Origin of the sequence: Kitasatospora sp. NBC_01560 (assembly GCF_045208415.1) — a bacterium.
Lineage (GTDB): Bacteria > Actinomycetota > Actinomycetes > Streptomycetales > Streptomycetaceae > Kitasatospora.
In genome coordinates this window covers 9,385,350-9,401,036 of the sequence record NZ_CP109364.1, presented here as the reverse complement: position 1 = coordinate 9,401,036, position 15,687 = coordinate 9,385,350, and the positions used below count along the sequence as shown (strand labels likewise).

The 15,687-nt window shown below is 75.1% G+C and carries 11 protein-coding genes; 3 read left to right on the top strand and 8 right to left on the bottom strand.

Going from position 1 to position 15,687, the window contains the following annotated elements; translation table 11 throughout:
• Positions 1–2: 2 nt before the first annotated feature.
• A complete protein-coding gene (locus OH807_RS40025) occupies positions 3–911 on the bottom strand; it encodes a helix-turn-helix domain-containing protein (protein ID WP_406210051.1) in 909 nt (302 codons plus the stop codon).
• Between the two features lie 269 nt (positions 912–1,180).
• Here OH807_RS40025 and OH807_RS40020 point away from each other — a divergent pair, with 269 nt between their 5' ends.
• Together OH807_RS40020 and OH807_RS40015 are read left to right on the top strand one after the other, a co-directional pair.
• Positions 1,181–2,032 (top strand): aldo/keto reductase, encoded by an 852-nt coding sequence (locus OH807_RS40020; protein ID WP_406210048.1) that lies wholly within the window; start codon positions 1,181–1,183, stop codon positions 2,030–2,032.
• 474 nt (positions 2,033–2,506) lie between these two features.
• A complete protein-coding gene (locus tag OH807_RS40015; protein ID WP_406210045.1) occupies positions 2,507–3,463 on the top strand; it encodes an MBL fold metallo-hydrolase in 957 nt (318 codons plus the stop codon).
• An 88-nt stretch (positions 3,464–3,551) separates the two neighbouring features.
• Here the strand turns inward: OH807_RS40015 and OH807_RS40010 are convergent, their stop codons facing one another.
• Positions 3,552–4,928: an MFS transporter gene (locus tag OH807_RS40010; RefSeq protein WP_406210043.1), complete on the bottom strand. Its 1,377-nt coding sequence runs from the start codon at positions 4,926–4,928 to the stop codon at positions 3,552–3,554.
• 473 nt (positions 4,929–5,401) lie between these two features.
• On the opposite strand from OH807_RS40010, the gene OH807_RS40005 reads away from it, so the two are divergent.
• Positions 5,402–6,217 (top strand): maleylpyruvate isomerase family mycothiol-dependent enzyme, encoded by an 816-nt coding sequence (locus OH807_RS40005; protein ID WP_406210041.1) that lies wholly within the window; start codon positions 5,402–5,404, stop codon positions 6,215–6,217.
• A gap of 120 nt (positions 6,218–6,337) precedes the next feature.
• Here the strand turns inward: OH807_RS40005 and OH807_RS40000 are convergent, their stop codons facing one another.
• The 6 genes from OH807_RS40000 to OH807_RS39975 form a co-directional block, all read right to left on the bottom strand.
• Positions 6,338–7,237 (bottom strand): class I SAM-dependent methyltransferase, encoded by a 900-nt coding sequence (locus tag OH807_RS40000; protein WP_406210038.1) that lies wholly within the window; start codon positions 7,235–7,237, stop codon positions 6,338–6,340.
• 87 nt (positions 7,238–7,324) lie between these two features.
• The gene (locus OH807_RS39995) at positions 7,325–8,458 is read right to left on the bottom strand and encodes a class I SAM-dependent methyltransferase (protein WP_406210035.1); all 1,134 of its coding nucleotides are present in this window, start codon (positions 8,456–8,458) and stop codon (positions 7,325–7,327) included.
• Positions 8,455–9,720: a glycosyltransferase gene (locus OH807_RS39990; RefSeq protein ID WP_406210032.1), complete on the bottom strand. Its 1,266-nt coding sequence runs from the start codon at positions 9,718–9,720 to the stop codon at positions 8,455–8,457. Before OH807_RS39990 ends, OH807_RS39995 begins: the two co-directional genes overlap by 4 nt.
• A complete protein-coding gene (locus OH807_RS39985) occupies positions 9,717–10,589 on the bottom strand; it encodes an alpha/beta fold hydrolase (RefSeq protein WP_406210029.1) in 873 nt (290 codons plus the stop codon). The genes OH807_RS39990 and OH807_RS39985 overlap by 4 nt, the downstream gene beginning before the upstream one ends.
• A 2-nt stretch (positions 10,590–10,591) precedes the next feature.
• Complete coding sequence (locus tag OH807_RS39980) at positions 10,592–10,846, bottom strand: acyl carrier protein (protein ID WP_406211433.1); 255 nt, start codon at positions 10,844–10,846, stop codon at positions 10,592–10,594.
• 68 nt (positions 10,847–10,914) lie between these two features.
• The gene (locus tag OH807_RS39975; RefSeq protein WP_406210026.1) at positions 10,915–15,684 is read right to left on the bottom strand and encodes a beta-ketoacyl synthase N-terminal-like domain-containing protein; all 4,770 of its coding nucleotides are present in this window, start codon (positions 15,682–15,684) and stop codon (positions 10,915–10,917) included.
• Positions 15,685–15,687 lie beyond the last annotated feature (3 nt).

The following is a 15,687-nucleotide window of genomic DNA, read 5'->3' as shown; positions in this document are numbered from 1 at the left end:
TTCTACCCGTCACCGCTCCTGCGGAGGCCGCCGTCAGGTGTGACGGGCGCCGGGTGGGGAGTGCTCCAGCTGGCGAGGAGGTTGAGGGCGTCGGCGTCGCGGCTGCCGGGCGGGACGTTGCACAGGATCAGGTACAGCCCGTCGTCGGTGGTGAGCTGGGTGGTCTCGTAGGTGAAGGTGAGTTCGCCGACGAGGGGGTGGTTGATGCGCTTCGCGCCGGCGCGGTGGTGGTGGACGTCGTGCCGGGCCCAGCGTTGGCGGAAGGTATCGCCGCGGGTGGACAGCTCGCCGATCAGGTCGGACAGGGCCTTGTCGTAGGGGTTGCGGCCGACCTCGGCACGCAGGGTGGCCACGTTCTGGTCAGCGACGGCGTTCCAGTCGGGGTAGAACGCGGGAGCGGCGGGGTCCAGGAAGGTGAAGCGGGCGGAGTTGGCGGGGCGGGCCGGGCTGTCGAAGACCGGGGCGAACAGGGCACGGGCCAGGGTGTTTCCGGCGAGCAGGTCCAGGCGGCCGTTGCGGATGTAAGCAGGAACGCCGCCGATGGACTCCACCAGGTTCCGCAGGCCGGCGCGGACGGGCTGCCGGGTAGGCCGGGGCGGGGTGCCGGTGGTCGCGCCGACGGCGTTGGCGGCGCGGACCAGGTCGAAGAGGTGGGCGCGTTCGGCGTCGTCGAGCAGAAGTGCGCGGGCGATGGCGTCCAGGACCGCGTCGGTGGCGCCGCGGGCGTCGCCGCGCTCCAGCCTGGTGTAGTACGGGACGCTGACGCCGGCGAGCTGGGCGACTTCCTCGCGGCGCAGGCCGGGGACGCGGCGGGCGCCGGAGAGCGGGGAGAGGGTGAGGCCGGCCTGCTCGGGGGTGACGCGGGCGCGGCGAGTGGTGAGGAAGTCGCGGATCTCGCTGCGTCGGTCCATACCCCGACCCTACGGCCGGGCACCGCGCGCAGCGGAGGCATGGGGGACCTCGTCAGGGTCTGCTTCCGTACGCTGCGGACGCGGCGGGTGGTGTTCGCTGGAGGACATGCCCCTGCTTGCACGGCACTGTGCCGACGCGGCTCGCGCAGCAGATCGCGACTCGCCCCATGGTTGCCGGGCGCCCGGGGGCAGGCGGGCCACTCTGGGAACCGCGCTCGAAGACCCCGACCGGGAGAGGCCCCAGCCTCCCGAACGACATGGAGAACACCGTGCAGCACGTCACTCTGAACAACGGCGTCCGGATGCCGATCCTCGGCTTCGGCGTCTACCAGATCCCGGCCGACCAGACCGAGCAGGCCGTCACGGACGCCCTGGCTGCCGGCTACCGGCTGCTGGACACCGCCGCCGCCTACGGCAACGAGGAAGCCGTCGGCCACGCGATCAAGAACAGCGGCATCCCCCGCGAGGACCTGTTCATCACCACCAAGCTCTGGGTCCAGGACGCACCCGCCCAGGACAACACCCGACGCGCCATCGAGACCTCCCTGACCAAGCTCGGCCTGGACCACGTCGACCTCTACCTGATGCACCAGCCCTTCGGTGACGTCTACGGCCAGTGGCGCGCCATGGAGGCCGCCAACCGCGAGGGCCTGGCCAAAGCGATCGGCGTCGCCAACTTCTACCCCGACCGCCTCCTGGACCTGATCTTCAACAACGAGACCGTCCCGCAGGTCAACCAGATCGAAACCCATCCCTTCTTCCAGCGGACCACCGACCACGCCCTCATGCACGAGCACGGTGTCCAGCACCAGGCATGGGGCGGCTTCGCCGAAGGCAAGAACGACCTGTTCACCCACCCCGTCCTCAGCGAGATCGGCAAGGCCCACGGCAAGTCCGTGGCCCAGGTCGTGCTCCGCTGGCTGATCCAGCGCGACATCGTCACCATCCCCAAGTCGGTCAACCCCGACCGGATGGCGCAGAACATCGACGTCTTCGACTTCGAACTCACCGCCGACCAGCTGGCCGCCATCGCCGCCCTCGACACCGGCACCACGCTGTTCTTCGACCACCACGACCCCGAGATGGTCGCCTGGCTCAGCAAGCGCCGTCTGAACGGCTGAGCACGGAGGCGGAGCGTCGACCGCGTACCGGCCGCAGGCGCCCCGGCAGTACGAGGCCGGGGCGTCCAGTCGTTTCAGTCGCCGGTCACAATCGGGCGACGCCAGATACTGCGACCAAGTGACACCCACCTCGACCAGTCGCACCTCCCTCGACCGCCGAGGCTCAGCTCGCCGGCTATAGGGCTCGGTCACAGTGAGGCCGTCACGAGAAGTCACTTCTCGGGCTTGACAACATCATTGGGAATCGTTGCGTCTGGAGCGCCGGACCGACCGGGCCGGCGGACTGCCACCGCACCCTAAAGGCTACGCCTTTGCTTTAGGGATTTTCGTGATCTAGGATCAGCTAACGTAAAGTCAGAGCTTTAGCCAGGAAGCGGCCCCGCGTACCCCCGCACCGGCCACCGCAGGCCGGCCACCACCGCCCACCCGCACCCCGGCCGCCTGCACGACACCCCACGAAGGGCACACCGGACCATGCTCAGCACGTCCAACGACCGGCAGGACACCACACCAGCCCCCGCTGCCACGTGGGCCGTCGGCGACATCACCGTCCACCGCATCGACGAGATGCTGCTTCCGCCCGAGACCGGGCCCTGGCTCCTCCCGGACGCCACCCCCGACCTCGTCCGCGGGCAGCAGTGGCTGCACCCCGACTTCGCCGACCACGACGGCCGGCCCCTGCTCGACAGTCACACCTTCGCCTTCACCGTCGCCGGCCTGAACGTCCTCGTCGACACCGGCATCGGCAACGGCAAGACCCGGGCCAACCCGGCCTGGCACGACCTCGACACCGACTACCTCGACCGGCTGGCCGCCGCCGGGTACCCGCCGGCCGCCGTCGACCTCGTCATCCTCACCCACCTGCACACCGACCACGTCGGCTGGAACACCCGCACCGACGGAAACGGGGCGTGGATCCCCACCTTCCCCGGCGCCCGCCACCTCGTCTCCCGCACCGAGCGCGAGTTCTGGGCCGGCCAGGACATGGACGAACCGCGCCGCCAGATGTTCCGCGACTCCGTCCACCCCGTGGAGGAGGCCGGCCTGCTCGACCTCGTCGACCTCCCCGCGGAGGGCACCGAGATCGCCCCCGGCCTTCGGCTGCTCCCCACCCCCGGCCACACCCCGGGCCACCTGGCCGTCCAGCTCTCCAGCAACGGCGAGACGGCCCTCGTCACCGGGGACTGCATCCACCACCCCGTCCAGTTCGCGCACCCGGCCATCGGCAGCTGCGTCGACATCGACCCCGACCGCTCGCGGGCCACCCGCCACGACCTGCTGCGGTCGCTCGCCGGCAGCGGCGGCCTCGTCCTCGGCACGCACTTCCCCCCGCCCACCGCCGGCCGGGTGATCGTCGACGGCGACGCCTACCGCCTGACCCCCGTCCCCGGCACCCCCGGCACCGCCCGCCCGGCCCGCCCGGCCCGCTGACCGGGGAGGCCGTGGAGGTCGGGCAGGACGGGGCGGGCGCCGGGGACACCGGGAGTGCCGGGGACACCGGGGTCGGCGGCGTCCCGCGTCAGCTCACCGGCTCGGGCGAACGCTGCTCGGGCACGCCGGACAGCCTCGCGGAGGACGCAGCCGCCCCCAGCGAGGTACCGCGCGTCTCCTCGGCCCACAGGACGCAGACCAGCAGGCCGACGGCCGTCGTACCGGCGGCGATCAGCATGGTCGGTCCGGTGCCGAGCCCGGTGAGCGACAGGGGCAGCAGGTACGTGCCCACGGCCGCGCCGATCCGGCTGACCGACGTCGCGACGCCGACCGCCGTGGCCCGGATCTCGGTCGGGAAGAGCTCGTTCGGGTAGGTCCAGTCGAGCACATTGGGCCCGCCGCAGAGGAACGCGTAGGCGCAGAGCGCGACGACGGCCACCGCGGCCGGCGCACTCGGCCAGACCCCCAGCAGGGCGAGCGGGACGATCATCAGGGCGAACGACCGGATGATCACCGGACGGCGGCCCCAGGTGTCGATCAGCCGCAGCGCCGGGAAGCAGCCCAGCAGGAAGACCAGGCTCACCAGGCCGGTGCCGAGCGTGTCCAGCACGGTGCCGCCGGGCATGCCGAAGGACGACAGGATCTGCGGGCCGAACGTCAGCATCGCGAAGAGCGGGCCGACCTGGCAGAGGAAGAACAGGCCGCAGAAGAGCGTGCGGCGCCGGTAGGGCTGGGTCATCAGCAGGCGCAGACCGCCGGGGCGGCCGGCCTCGGCCGGATCGGGCATCAGCTCCCGGCCGTCCACCCGGACGCCGAGGTGCTTCTCGACCACGCGCACCGCGTCACCGACCCGCCCGTGGGCGGCCAGCCAGCGCGGCGACTCGGGCGAACCGCGCCGGATCACCAGGAACACCACGCACAGCACGGCGGAGCTGGCCAGCATCCAGCGCCAGCTGCCCTGCCCGCCGAACCGCAGGAACAGGTAACCCGTCACGTAGGCGAGCACGGAGCCGGCGTACCAGGCGACGATCTGCTGCCCGAGAAGCCGGCCGCGGTGACGGGCCGGCAGCCACTCGGCGAGCAGCGAGGTCGCGATCGGGTAGTCGGCGGCGACCGCCAGGCCGAGCACGAAGCGCAGCACGGCGATCGCCCACACCGTGTCGACCCAGAAGGAGAGCACCGAGCAGACCACCATCACCAGGAGGTCCGCGGTGTACATCACCTCCCGGCCGATCCGGTCGGTCAGCACGCCGAAGAGCGCGCCCCCGACGAACATGCCCAGCAGGGCGGCGGCACCGATCAGGCTGACCTCGGCGGTGGAGAGGCCGAGGTCGGGGCGCATCCCGATCAGGGCCACGCCGACGATGCTCAGGATGTAGCCGTCGAGCAGCGGCCCACCGGAGCAGGCCAGGGCCAGCCTCCGGTGGAAGCCGGTATACGGGGCGTTGTCGATGGTTCGGGACATGGAATTCGGGTCCTCCGGGGCGTACGGCGGTGCTCCCGCACGTCGCACGCCTGGTAGACGACAGAAGTCGGGGCCGCCCGGGTGGGTGGCCCCGTCGCCCGGGCCTACCGGGCGACCGTCCACGGTTGCCCGCTCCGGACCGCTCCCGACGTGGCCGAAGGTCCACCGGATTCAGGCCCTTGGTCCCGAACCGGACGGGCCTTGCGACCCGTGACAAGGGGGCTCCGGCCCGTCACGGCGGGGAAGCGCCGCTCCGCCCGGGGCTGCCGCGGGAGCCGGGTGATGCTTCTCACCCGATCATCCACAATCACCCCTTTTGCCCGGTATGCGACAGGAGCGGGCCGGGCCGCGCGCCGGAAGGCGCCCTCCCGAGGACACCCCGGCCCGGCCGGCTCCGCCTGGACGTACTCGCCGGTAATCTCCTGCTCCGAAGCCCTGGACAGCCGGGCGGGCCTGGTCCACGATTCAGCTCCATGACCCCTGCCCCGGCTCCCCAGGACACCGTGCGCACCGCGCTCCTCGACGCCGTCACCGGCGTCGCCGAGGACATCGCGGCGCTGCTCCGCAGCCGCCCCGGCACCGACCGCCCGATCCCCGGCGCCCGGTGGACCGTCGGCGAGGCGGCCGCACACCTCGCCCTGGCCAACGAACTGATGGCCGCGCTGGCCGCCGGCGAGCAGCGCAGCTACGGCGACGGCACCCCGGACAGCCTGGCCGCGGCCAACGAGGATTCCCTGGCCGCCTACCCCGAGCGTGACGCGGCCGTCCTCGCCGACGCAATCGTCCGGCACGCCCGGGCCTTCACCGACTCGTGCGCCGGGCGGCCCGCCTCCGCCCCGGTGCTGACCCCGCTCGGGCCGATGGACCTCGGCACGCTCGCCTCGTACCTGCTCACCCACATGCTCGGCCACGGGTACGACCTGGCGGTCGCGCTGCGGCGCCCGCACATGGTCGACCGGCACCGCGTGGCGCTGACCCTGCCGTTCCTGATGACCGCCATGCCCCGGGTGGTCGACGGCCGCACCGCCGCCGGCCACACCGCCCGCTACGACCTGCGGGTGCGCGGCGGCGGCCGCTTCACGGTGACCTTCCGCGACGGCGTCGCCGAGGTCTCCCCCGAGGTGGCGGGCCGGGCGGACTGCACGATCCTCACCGAGCCGGTGACGTTCCTGCTGCTCGCGCTCGGCCGGTGCAGCCCGTTCGCCGTGCTGGCCCGCGGCAAGGTGCTGGCCTGGGGCCGCAAGCCGTGGCTCGCCCTGGGGTTCCCGCTGCTGTTCACCGCCCCCTGAGGCCCGGGCGGCCCGCTGCGGCCGTCACGGTGATCACCGTCGTGGTGGTCGTCGCCACAGCCGACCTCGCCGTCGCCGTCGTCGGCGTCGGCGTCGGCGTCGTTGACCCGACGGGGCGGCTCAGGGCAGCCGCCCCCAGGTGGTGATCAGGCCGGGCGAGAGGTCCGCGACGGTACCGGCGGCCAGCGACTCCCGGGCCTCGGCGAGACGCTCGGCGTCGATGATCCCGGTGGCGAGCATGGCCGCACGGGTGCGGTCCCAGGTGTCCAGCCAGAACGCGGTGATCGGGGCGCCCGCCACCAGCGCGGGGACGAACACCTCCGCGCCGACGTCGCGGAGCCCGAGCTCGCGCAGCAGCCGTGGAGTGTCGGGCGTCCAGCCGACGTCCGTGCCGATGGACGTGCGCAGCGCCCGCCACATGGCACGCATCGCGAGCCGGTAGGAGGTGTCGGGCGGGGCCGCCGTGGTGAGGTCGACGGCGTCCCCGAGGACGAGGTGTCCGCCCGGGAGCAGGAGGTCACGCAGCCGGGCCAGGACGCGGCGCCGCTCCGGCAGGTGCATCAGCACGAAGCGCGCGTGCACCAGGTCGAACCGGCCGGGGTCGAAGCCGGGCGAGGAGACGTCGGCCGTGAGCGTGCGCAGCGCCCCGCCCGCGAACGGCTCGACGAAGCGCACGTCCCGGTCGACGGCCAGGACGTCGGCCGCTCCGGCGGCCGTCGCCAGCCAGCGCGCGACGGTGCCGGTACCGGCCCCCACGTCGCAGCAGCGCACTCCGGGGCCGGCCCCGAGGGCGCGCAGCCGGGCCCGGGTGACGTGGTCGTAGGCGAGCGAGCCGAGATCGATCCGCTCGCCCTCGCCGGGCTTCCACGGCTCGAACAGGGACGCGCCGTACACTCCGGGTTCGCCGTCGGCCCCGTACGCGCCGTCGGCTTCGGTCCCGCCGTCGGCCTCGTACGCGCCGGAGGCTCCGCGGCCGTCGTCGGCTCGGGCCGGGCCCGGCGTGACCGGGTCAGTGGACATCGGCTGTCCTCCCGTTCCTGGCACCCGGCCGCGGAACGGCGGGCCCCGTACCGGCGGCCGCCACCCGCACCGGGGACACAGCCGAGCCTAATCGAGGCCGGCCGCCCCGTCGCCCGGACGGACCGGGGGCCGGGACGGCGCGTCGACGTCCTTCCGGGCCAGCAGGCGGTAGGCGTTGGCGAGGCCCGCCGGGCCCGCGACGCGGGCGAGGAGGCGGTCGGCCAGCGCGGCGAGAAGCAGGGCGGGTGCGCCGGCGACGAACACGGCGGCGCGCAGCGCCCGCCGCAGCCGGCCCGGGGGCCGCCCCGCGCGCCACGGCGCGTCCTCGCGCGGGGCGAGCGCATCGAGCAGCAGCCAGCAGGCGGCCAGCAGGTCGACGGGATCGTGCGGCTCGGTGTGCTGTTCGAGCAGCACGGTGAAGCCGAGTTCGCCGAGGCGCCGGCGCAGGTTCGCCGCCGGGGCCAGGTGGAGGTGCTGCGGCTGGAGCCAGGGCAGCCACCACCGGCCGAGCAGACGGGCGTAGCGGCTCTGCGGGTCGGGGACTTCGATCAGCAGCAGCCCGCCCGGGCACAACACCTGCCGGGCCGCGGCGAGTTCCCGGTCCGGTTCGGTGCTGTGCTCCAGGTAGTGGAACATGCTCACCACGTCGTAGTGGCGGGGCATCCGGCCGGCCAGTCCGGGGAACGTTCCGCGCAGTCCGCGGGTGACGCGGCCGTGGCGTTCGGCGAGTTCGACGCCCTCGCTGAGGTCGAGGCCGTCGAAGACCGTCGCGGGGAGGACTTCGCGCGCGGTCTCGCAGAAGTGGCCGTGCCCGGTGCCGACGTCCAGCCATCGGCCGGGCGCGGCGGTGAACGGGAGGACCGACCGGGCGCGGCCGCGGTACGTACTCCGGCGGGTGCCGAGGGTCGCGCCGAGCCGTTGTTCGCCGAGGCCGTCGTAGAAGTCGCGGTAGTAGAAGGCGAGGCCCGCCTCGGTGAGCCGGGGGTTCTGGAAGACGTGGCCGCAGGCCCCGCACTCGTCGAGGAGGAAGGTGCCGGGCTTGTACTGCAGGAGGTCGCGGGTGCGCAGCCGGAGCCGGAGGGAGAGGGCGCCGCACCAGGGGCAGTCGGTGCGGCGCGGCTCGAAGAACCGGTCGGTGCCGTCGGCGAGTTCGCTCCGGTAGGCGGGGCGCAGGCCGGCGACGGCGGCCTGCCGGGAGCGGGCTGCCGGTTGCGTGCTCATCGGGACTCCTTCGGTTCGGCCGTCGACTTCGGTTCGGCCGGCGGCTTCCGTTCGGCCGTCGACCTCGGTTCGGCCGGGGTGGCGGTGTCCGGCGGGTGGTGGGCCGCGGCCAGTGCTTCGAGCCGTCCGGCGGCCGCGGCGGCGCCGCCCGCGGCACGGAAGGAGTCGCCGATCCGGCGGGCGGCGGCCCGGTGGGCCGGGTCACCGAGCACGGTGTCGACAGCCTCGCCGAGCCGGGCCGGGTCGGTGCGGCCGAACCTGATCCGCACGCCGGCGCCGGCCGCGGCGACCTGATGGGCGATCACCGGCTGGTCGTCGCGGATCGGGGCCACCACGAGGGGGACGCCGTGCCAGAGCGCCTCGCAGACGGTGTTGTGGCCGGCGTGGCAGACCACCGCGGCGGTGTGCGGCAGCAGGTCCAGCTGAGGCACGGCGGGCAGGCTGAGCAGGTCGGGGTCCGGCGGCTCGGCCGGGAGCCCGCCGGCCGGGTCGACGATCACGCCCTGAAGGGTGGTGGCGCGGGCCCGGAGCGCCTGCCGGCAGGCCGTGAGGAAGGCGGCGCCGGTGTCGGCGTTGGCCGTGCCCAGGGTGACCAGCACGGTGGCGCGGTCCTGGTCCAGCCAGTGCCACGGGAAGGCCGGGGCCGTCGGCCGGGGCGCGACCGAGGGGCCGACGAAGTGGACCGGCCCGCTGCCGGCGGTCACCGGCCCGGTGAGGTCCGGGGTGGTGAAGGCCAGCACCAGGTACGGGGAGAACCGCGGGTCGGTCGCCGTCGGCGGGGCGCCGATCCGTCCGCGCAGGCCGGCGAGCAGGTCACGGACCCAGGCCGCGACCAGGGGCAGGTCGTCGAGCGCGCCGGTCAGCTCGGCGGAGGTGGTCGCGGAGGTGGCCCAGGGCAGGCCGAGCCGTTCGGCCACGAGGGCGCCGGCGAGGGCCTGCTGATCGGCGACGACGACGTCGGGGCGAAACCGCCGGCACGCGAGGGCGACGCCCGGTGCCATCGCCTCGGCGAGCGGGATCAGGAAGTCCTGCCAGAGGAACTTCAGCGCGCCCGGCCCGCGCAGGTCGGGTGCGCGTTCCGGGGTGCGGGACGGGGTGGCACACGGGTGGATCTCGCTGTCCGGTCCGGCCAGGTGCGTGATCAGGCCGGGGACGCCGGCCCAGGCCACGGTGTGTCCGCGCCGCGCCAGTTCGGCGGCGACCCCGGCGGCCGGGTTCACGTGGCCGACGAGGGGCGGGACGACGAACAGGAAGCGGCTCACCGGCCGGTCCGCCCCGGTGCGGGCCCGGTGCGGTCGTCGCCGCCCGCTCCGGCCGGTACGGCGGCCTGCTCCCGGCGCAGCTCCACGCCCTGCTCGCGCAGCCAGCCGAGCGCCAGCTCGCCCACCACGACGGGATTCTCCACGAGCACCGAGTGGTCGTGCCCGGGCACGAAGGAGCTGCGGCAGTCCGGCAGCAGGGCGTCCAGCCGGGCCGCCTGCTCGGCGAGGTCCGATTCGGTCCCGTAGACGGCCAGGACCGGGCAGCGGATCGCCCGCAGCTCCGCCTCCGCCGGCAGCCGGCTCGCCGGGACGTCCCGGGCGAGCGAGGTCGCGGCGAGCAGCCGGCCGGCCGAACGGGCCAGCCTGGCGGTGTGCGCTCCGCGCCGGTCGGCGACCCAGGCCAGGGTGGCTTCGTCGAGCAGTTCGGTCCCGGCCCGGCGCAGGATGCCGTCCAGCTTCACGGACCAGGCCCGGGAGGCGGGTTCGGACTCGATGGCCAGGATGCTCGCCACCGCCGCGGGTCTGCGCACGGCGAGGCCGTACGCCACGGTGCCGCCGAAGGAGTTGCCGAGCAGGTGGACCGGGCTTGTGACGGCCGACCGTTCGAGCAGCAGTGCGAGGTCGTCCACGAAGCTCTCCAGCCGGTAGCCGGTGGGCGGTCGGCCGGAGCGGCCGTGGCCGCGCTGGTCGTACATCAGCACGTCCAGCCCCGCCGCGGCGAGGGTGGGGGCGATGGTGAAGTAGTGGCTGGCCATGCTGTCGGTCAGCAGGCCGTGCACCAGGACGGCGGTGGCGGCGGGCGGGCGGCCGTCGGGCGGGGCGAGCCGCTGCACGTGGCAGCGCAGCCCGTCGAGGTCGAGGAAGGGCATCGTCAGCCCTGCCCGTCCGGGCTCAGGCGCTCCACCACGTACGCGACCAGCCGGCCCACGGTCAGCTCGATGATCTCGTCCAGGTCCATGCCGGAGACGAACTCGGCGAAGTTGATGCGGTCGCCCCAGCGGGCCTGGAGCTGCCCGGCGAGGGTCACCAGGTCGATGCTCTCCAGTTCGAGGTCCGCGGTGAACCGGGTGGCCATGGTGACCTCGGCCTCGTCGAGGCCGTACTCGTCGAGCAGCGCCGCCAGCATGGCGGTGATCTCGCCGAGGACCTGCTGGGCGGTCGGCGGGGTGCGGTCCACGGTCTGCGCGCTGACAGTCACGGGGCTGGTGTCCCTTCGGGGTCGCGGTCGGTGTGTCCGGTCTGCTCGTGGGGCCCGGTCTCCGGTCCGGGTCCGTCGTCCGGACCGGCGGTCCAGGCCACCACGTAGCGCCGCACGGGAAGGCCGGGCGGGCTGGTGACGGTGGTGCAGTGCACGCGGTGGCGACGCGGCCCGGCGGGGCCCGCGGTCTCGACCAGCAGGGTGGCGGGGTCGGCCGCCACCACCGTGAAGTCCCTCGGGCGGCCGCGCAGTCCGGTGCCCACCGCTTTGGCGACGGCCTCCTTGGCCGCCCAGAACCGGGTGAACCAGAGGGCACCGTCGGCGGGGCCGTCCGCTCGACCGCCGCCGGTGTCGATGTGGCCGTGGCCGTCGGCGGGGTCGTGGCCGGCGCGGGCCCGGCAGGCGGCCAGGAGCTCCGACTCGGCGCCGCCGAGGGCGACTTCGAGCGTCTCGCCCGGGCGGTCGACGACCTCCTCGATGTCGATGCCGACGCCGATGCCGATGCCGATGCCGTCACCGATGCCGACGGCGTCGCGGGCCGGGCGGACCAGGGCGACGGCCGCCTCGGCGCAGTGCGCGAGCGAGACGTCGAGCCCCGGCAGCGTGCGACCGTGGACGCCCGCCACCACCGGCCGGCCGGCCGCGTCGTTGCGGACCGCGATCTCGGCCGGGAAGACCGGGCCGTCACCGTGCTCCCAGAGCCGGTGCCGCACCGCGTCCTTGACCGCGATCCGGCCGAGCAGCCAGGCCCGGCGGCCGCGCGGAGGCTGCCGGGCGTACTGGTCGCGTTCGGCGGCGCCGAGGTGGTTGCGCATGATCAGGTCGCGCGAGGCGAGGTCCGGCCAGCGTTCGTGCAGCAGGACCCAGCCGCCCGGCTGCGGCCGGGACAACGTGTGGCGGTCGGCGAACCGTTCGACCGGCCGGGTCTCGGGGTGGCTGTCGAAGCGACGGTCCTGCCAGCCGTGCAGCTCCGCCCAGACCGGGCCGCCGGCGGGCCGCAGCTGCACGTCGGCTTCGAGCACCTGGTCGGTGACGGCGGTGATCCGGATGTGGCAGTGCAGTTCGGTTCCGGCCCGCGGCGCCGGGCCGTGGCTGCGCAGTCGCCGTATGCCGACCGGGAACACCACGGTGCGCTCGGTGCGCGTGGCCATGATCCAGTAGCCGAGCAGTTGGCCGACGTTGTCCAGCAGCGCACCCGGCGCCGCTGGGGCGCTGATCACGCCGCGGATGTGCGACGCGCCGATCGCGGTGAGCTCGGTGAGGCCCTGGAACGCGGGACCGTGGAACATCCACCGTTCCCCGTAGAGGCCGGCGGCGGTCAGCCGGGGCACCTGCTCCCCGGCCTCCGGGACGGGCCACGGCGCGGGCGGCGGTGGGTAGCCGTCCGCCACCTCGACGACGCCCTGGGCGAAGTGACCGAACTCGGCACTGTACAAGCCCGGTTCGGACTCCTGGAGGGTGATGGCCAGGTCGAGCGGCTCGGCGGCCGGCACCCACTGGCCGAAGCGCAGGTCGCGCCCGCCGGTGGCGATCCGGCCCGGTGCGACCCGCTCGGCCGCCTCCTGGAGGTGGTGGACGATCGTGGTGGCGGGGACGACCGGCCAGCGGTCCGCCGGATCGGGCCAGCCCTGGCGTTGCCGGAAGAAGCAGTGGTCGGACAGGTAGGGCATGGCGTCGAGCGAGACGTGCAGCGGAAGCACGTGCCGCCCGGGGCCCGGGGCGGGGGCGACAGGGCTCGGCGCGGGGGCGCTCGGCGCGACGGGGTGCGGAGCGGTGGGGCGTGCCGGGGCGGACGGTCGCGCCGCCGGGGCCGTGAGCGGCATCCGGGCGGCCGCGCCCAACAGCTCGACCGCGGTGCGCTCGGTCTCGCGCAGGAGCGCGTCCAGGCCGGCGGCGGGCGGAAAGCGCCGGCCGAGGTCGCCGAGCGTCCGGGCGGGCCGGGCCGCCGGCTTCAGCTCGGCGCGCAGTCCGTCGAGCGTGGCGCCGTCCAGCGAGACCAGGGCGCTGCCGAGGTCCAGGGGCACCGCCGGGTGCTCCCGCTGCTCCCGCGCCGTACCCCGGCTCCCCGGCCGGGCGGGCAGCAGGGCGGCCGCGTCCGGTTCGGCGCCGTCCACCCACATCGCCGCCGCCACTCGGCGCAGCTGCGCCAGGCCGTCGTGCCGGGCCGAGTTGGCCGCGACCGCCAGGTGCTCGCGGTCCTGGAGGATGTCGCCGACCAGCGAGCCCAGCTGTCCGGTGCCGACCTGGACGAACGCCCGGAAGCCGGCCGCGTACAGGGCCTCGACCAGCGGTCGGAACCGTACCGGCTCCAGCAGGTGCCGCAGGAACAGCTCACGTACCTCGGCCTCCGTCCTCGGGAACGGCGCGGCTGTCGTTCCCGACCACACCGGTACGGTCGGCCGGTGCAGCTCGAACCGCTCGGCCGCCGCCCGGATGGGGGCCAGGTACGGCCCGAGCATCGGCGTGTGGAAGCCGGACCGGAACGGCAGGACCTGCCCGAGCACCCCGCGTGCCCGGAACCGTCGCACCAGGTCCGTGACCGGCTGCTGCGGGCCGCAGACGATCGCCTGCTGCGGTGCGTTGTCGTGGGAGAGCACGACCTCGTCCATGCCGGGCAGTGCGGCCAGGGCGTCGAGGACGTCGGCCGCCGGGGCGCCGAGCGCGGCGAAGGCCAGGCCGGGCACGTGCAGCGCGTCCGGGTCGAAGGACTCCAGGAACGCGTCCACCGAGGCGCCCGAGTACAGGCCGGCGGTGATCATCGCCGTCCACTCGCCGACGCTGTGCCCGGCCACCGCGTCGGGTCGCAGACCGATCCGGCGCAGGGCGCGGTCGAGCAGCCGGCCGACCGTGACCACGCCCGCGCCGTGCCGGCCGATGTCGCCGACCCGGGCGGCATCGGCCACGGCCGGCCGGGGCAGCCCGAAGTGGTCGGCGACATCGTCCACCCGCGGCGCGAACTCGCCCTCCAGGCCCGGGAAGAGGAACGCGAGCCGCCCGCCGCCGGGCCCGAGCAGGGGGCGCGGCGCGTACCAGACGTCACCGCGCCCGCGCCAGGCCCGGCCGCGGGCCACCGCCCGGCGGGCCAGGGCCAGGCTCTTCGGCGTCGGACCGACGACGGCCAGGCGGCAGGACGGTGCCGACGGACCGGGCCCGGCCGGGCCGGCGACCGGGCCGGTGGTGTCGTCGCCGATGAGCGCCAGGAGTTGCTCGGGCGTGTCGGCCGCGAGGCGCAGGACCACCTCGGGCTCCACGACCGTCGTGGCGGCGGTGCCCGGTGCGGGCCGGGCCGCCCGCGCGTTGCCCGCCGGTGCCGGCGCCCGGGCCGGCACGAGGGCACCGGCACCGGGGGCCTGCTCCAGCACGACGTGCGCGTTGATGCCGCCGAAGCCGAAGGCGTTCACCGCCGCGCGGCGCGGTCCGTCCGCACCCTCCCACGGACGCGCCGTGCCGATGGTGGCGAAGCGCGTGGCCGCCAGGGCCGGGTGCGGATCCTCGCAGTGCAGGGTGGGCAGCAGCACCCCGTGGTGGACCGCTAGGGCGGCCTTGACCAGGCCGGCGATCCCGGCGGCCGGCATGGTGTGGCCGATCATCGACTTGACCGAGCCGAGGACGGCGCGCGGCTCCCGGGCCGCAGGGGGACCGAACACCTCGGCCAGCGTGCGGAGTTCGGCGAGGTCCCCGGCCGGGGTCGCGGTGCCGTGCGCCTCCAGCAGACCCACCGCACCGGGCGCGGCCGGGTCCAGCCCGGCGGCGCGCCAGGCCGCCCGCACCGCCCTGCCCTGACCGCCCGGGTCGGGGTTGGCCAGGGCGGAGGTGCGCCCGTCACCGGCGACCCCGGTGCCGCGGATCACCGCGTAGACCCGGTCGCCGTCCCGGTCGGCGTCGGCGAGGCGTTTCAGGACGACCACACCGGTGCCCTCGCCGATCAGGACGCCGTCGGCGCCCCGGTGGAACGGGCGGATCCGCTGGCTGGGGGACAACGCCCGCAGCTGGCTGAAGACGCTCCACAGCGTCACGTCGTGGCAGTGGTGCACACCGCCGGCCAGCACCACGTCGCACCGGCCGGTCATCAGCTCCCCGACCGCCTGGTCCACCGCGACCAGGGACGAGGCGCACGCGGCGTCCACGGTGTACGCGGGCCCGCGCAGGTCCAGCCGGTTGGCGACCCGCGAGGCGGCCAGGTTCGGCACCAGGCCGATCGCCGCCTCCGGCCGGTCCGGGCCCAGCCGATCGGTGAACGCCGCCCGCACCCGGTCGAGCTGGCCGTCGGTCAGCTCCGGCAGCAGCTCGCGGAGCGTGCGGACCAGCTGGTGCGAGCCGCGCACCCGCTGGTCGAGGCGGGCGATCCCGGGCGTCAGGTAGCCGCCGCGCCCCAGCACCACGCCGACCCGGTCGCGATCCGGCAGCCGGTCGGGGCCGCCGGCGTCCTCGACGGCCGCGGCGGCGACCTGGAGGGCGATGAGCTGGTCGGGCTCGGCGCCGGCGACGGAGTTGGGCACCAGGCCGAAGCGGGTCGGCTGCACCGTGGCGAACGCGTCCACGAAACCGCCGCGCCGGCAGTACAGCTGGTCCGGCGCGCCCGGGCGGCCCCGGTCCGCGGCCGCCCGGGGGTCGTAGTACTCGGCGTCCCAGCGCCCGGCCGGGACGTCGGTGATCGCGTCCACCCCGTCCACGAGGTTCCGCCAGTAGGTGGCGAGGTCCGGCGCGCCGGGCAGCAGGACGGCCATGCCGACCACGGCCACCGCCGGTGGCTGACGGTCCGTCACCGC

Bases quoted from the DNA above. Each gene is read 5' to 3' on its own strand.
- OH807_RS40025 (WP_406210051.1), bottom strand. From the start codon at position 911: ATGGACCGACGCAGCGAGATCCGCGACTTCCTCACCACTCGCCGCGCC.
- OH807_RS40015 (WP_406210045.1), top strand. From the start codon at position 2,507: ATGCTCAGCACGTCCAACGACCGGCAGGACACCACACCAGCCCCCGCT.
- OH807_RS40010 (WP_406210043.1), bottom strand. From the start codon at position 4,928: ATGTCCCGAACCATCGACAACGCCCCGTATACCGGCTTCCACCGGAGG.
- OH807_RS40005 (WP_406210041.1), top strand. From the start codon at position 5,402: ATGACCCCTGCCCCGGCTCCCCAGGACACCGTGCGCACCGCGCTCCTC.
- OH807_RS40000 (WP_406210038.1), bottom strand. From the start codon at position 7,237: ATGTCCACTGACCCGGTCACGCCGGGCCCGGCCCGAGCCGACGACGGC.
- OH807_RS39995 (WP_406210035.1), bottom strand. From the start codon at position 8,458: ATGAGCACGCAACCGGCAGCCCGCTCCCGGCAGGCCGCCGTCGCCGGC.
- OH807_RS39985 (WP_406210029.1), bottom strand. From the start codon at position 10,589: ATGCCCTTCCTCGACCTCGACGGGCTGCGCTGCCACGTGCAGCGGCTC.
- OH807_RS39980 (WP_406211433.1), bottom strand. From the start codon at position 10,846: ATGCTGGCGGCGCTGCTCGACGAGTACGGCCTCGACGAGGCCGAGGTC.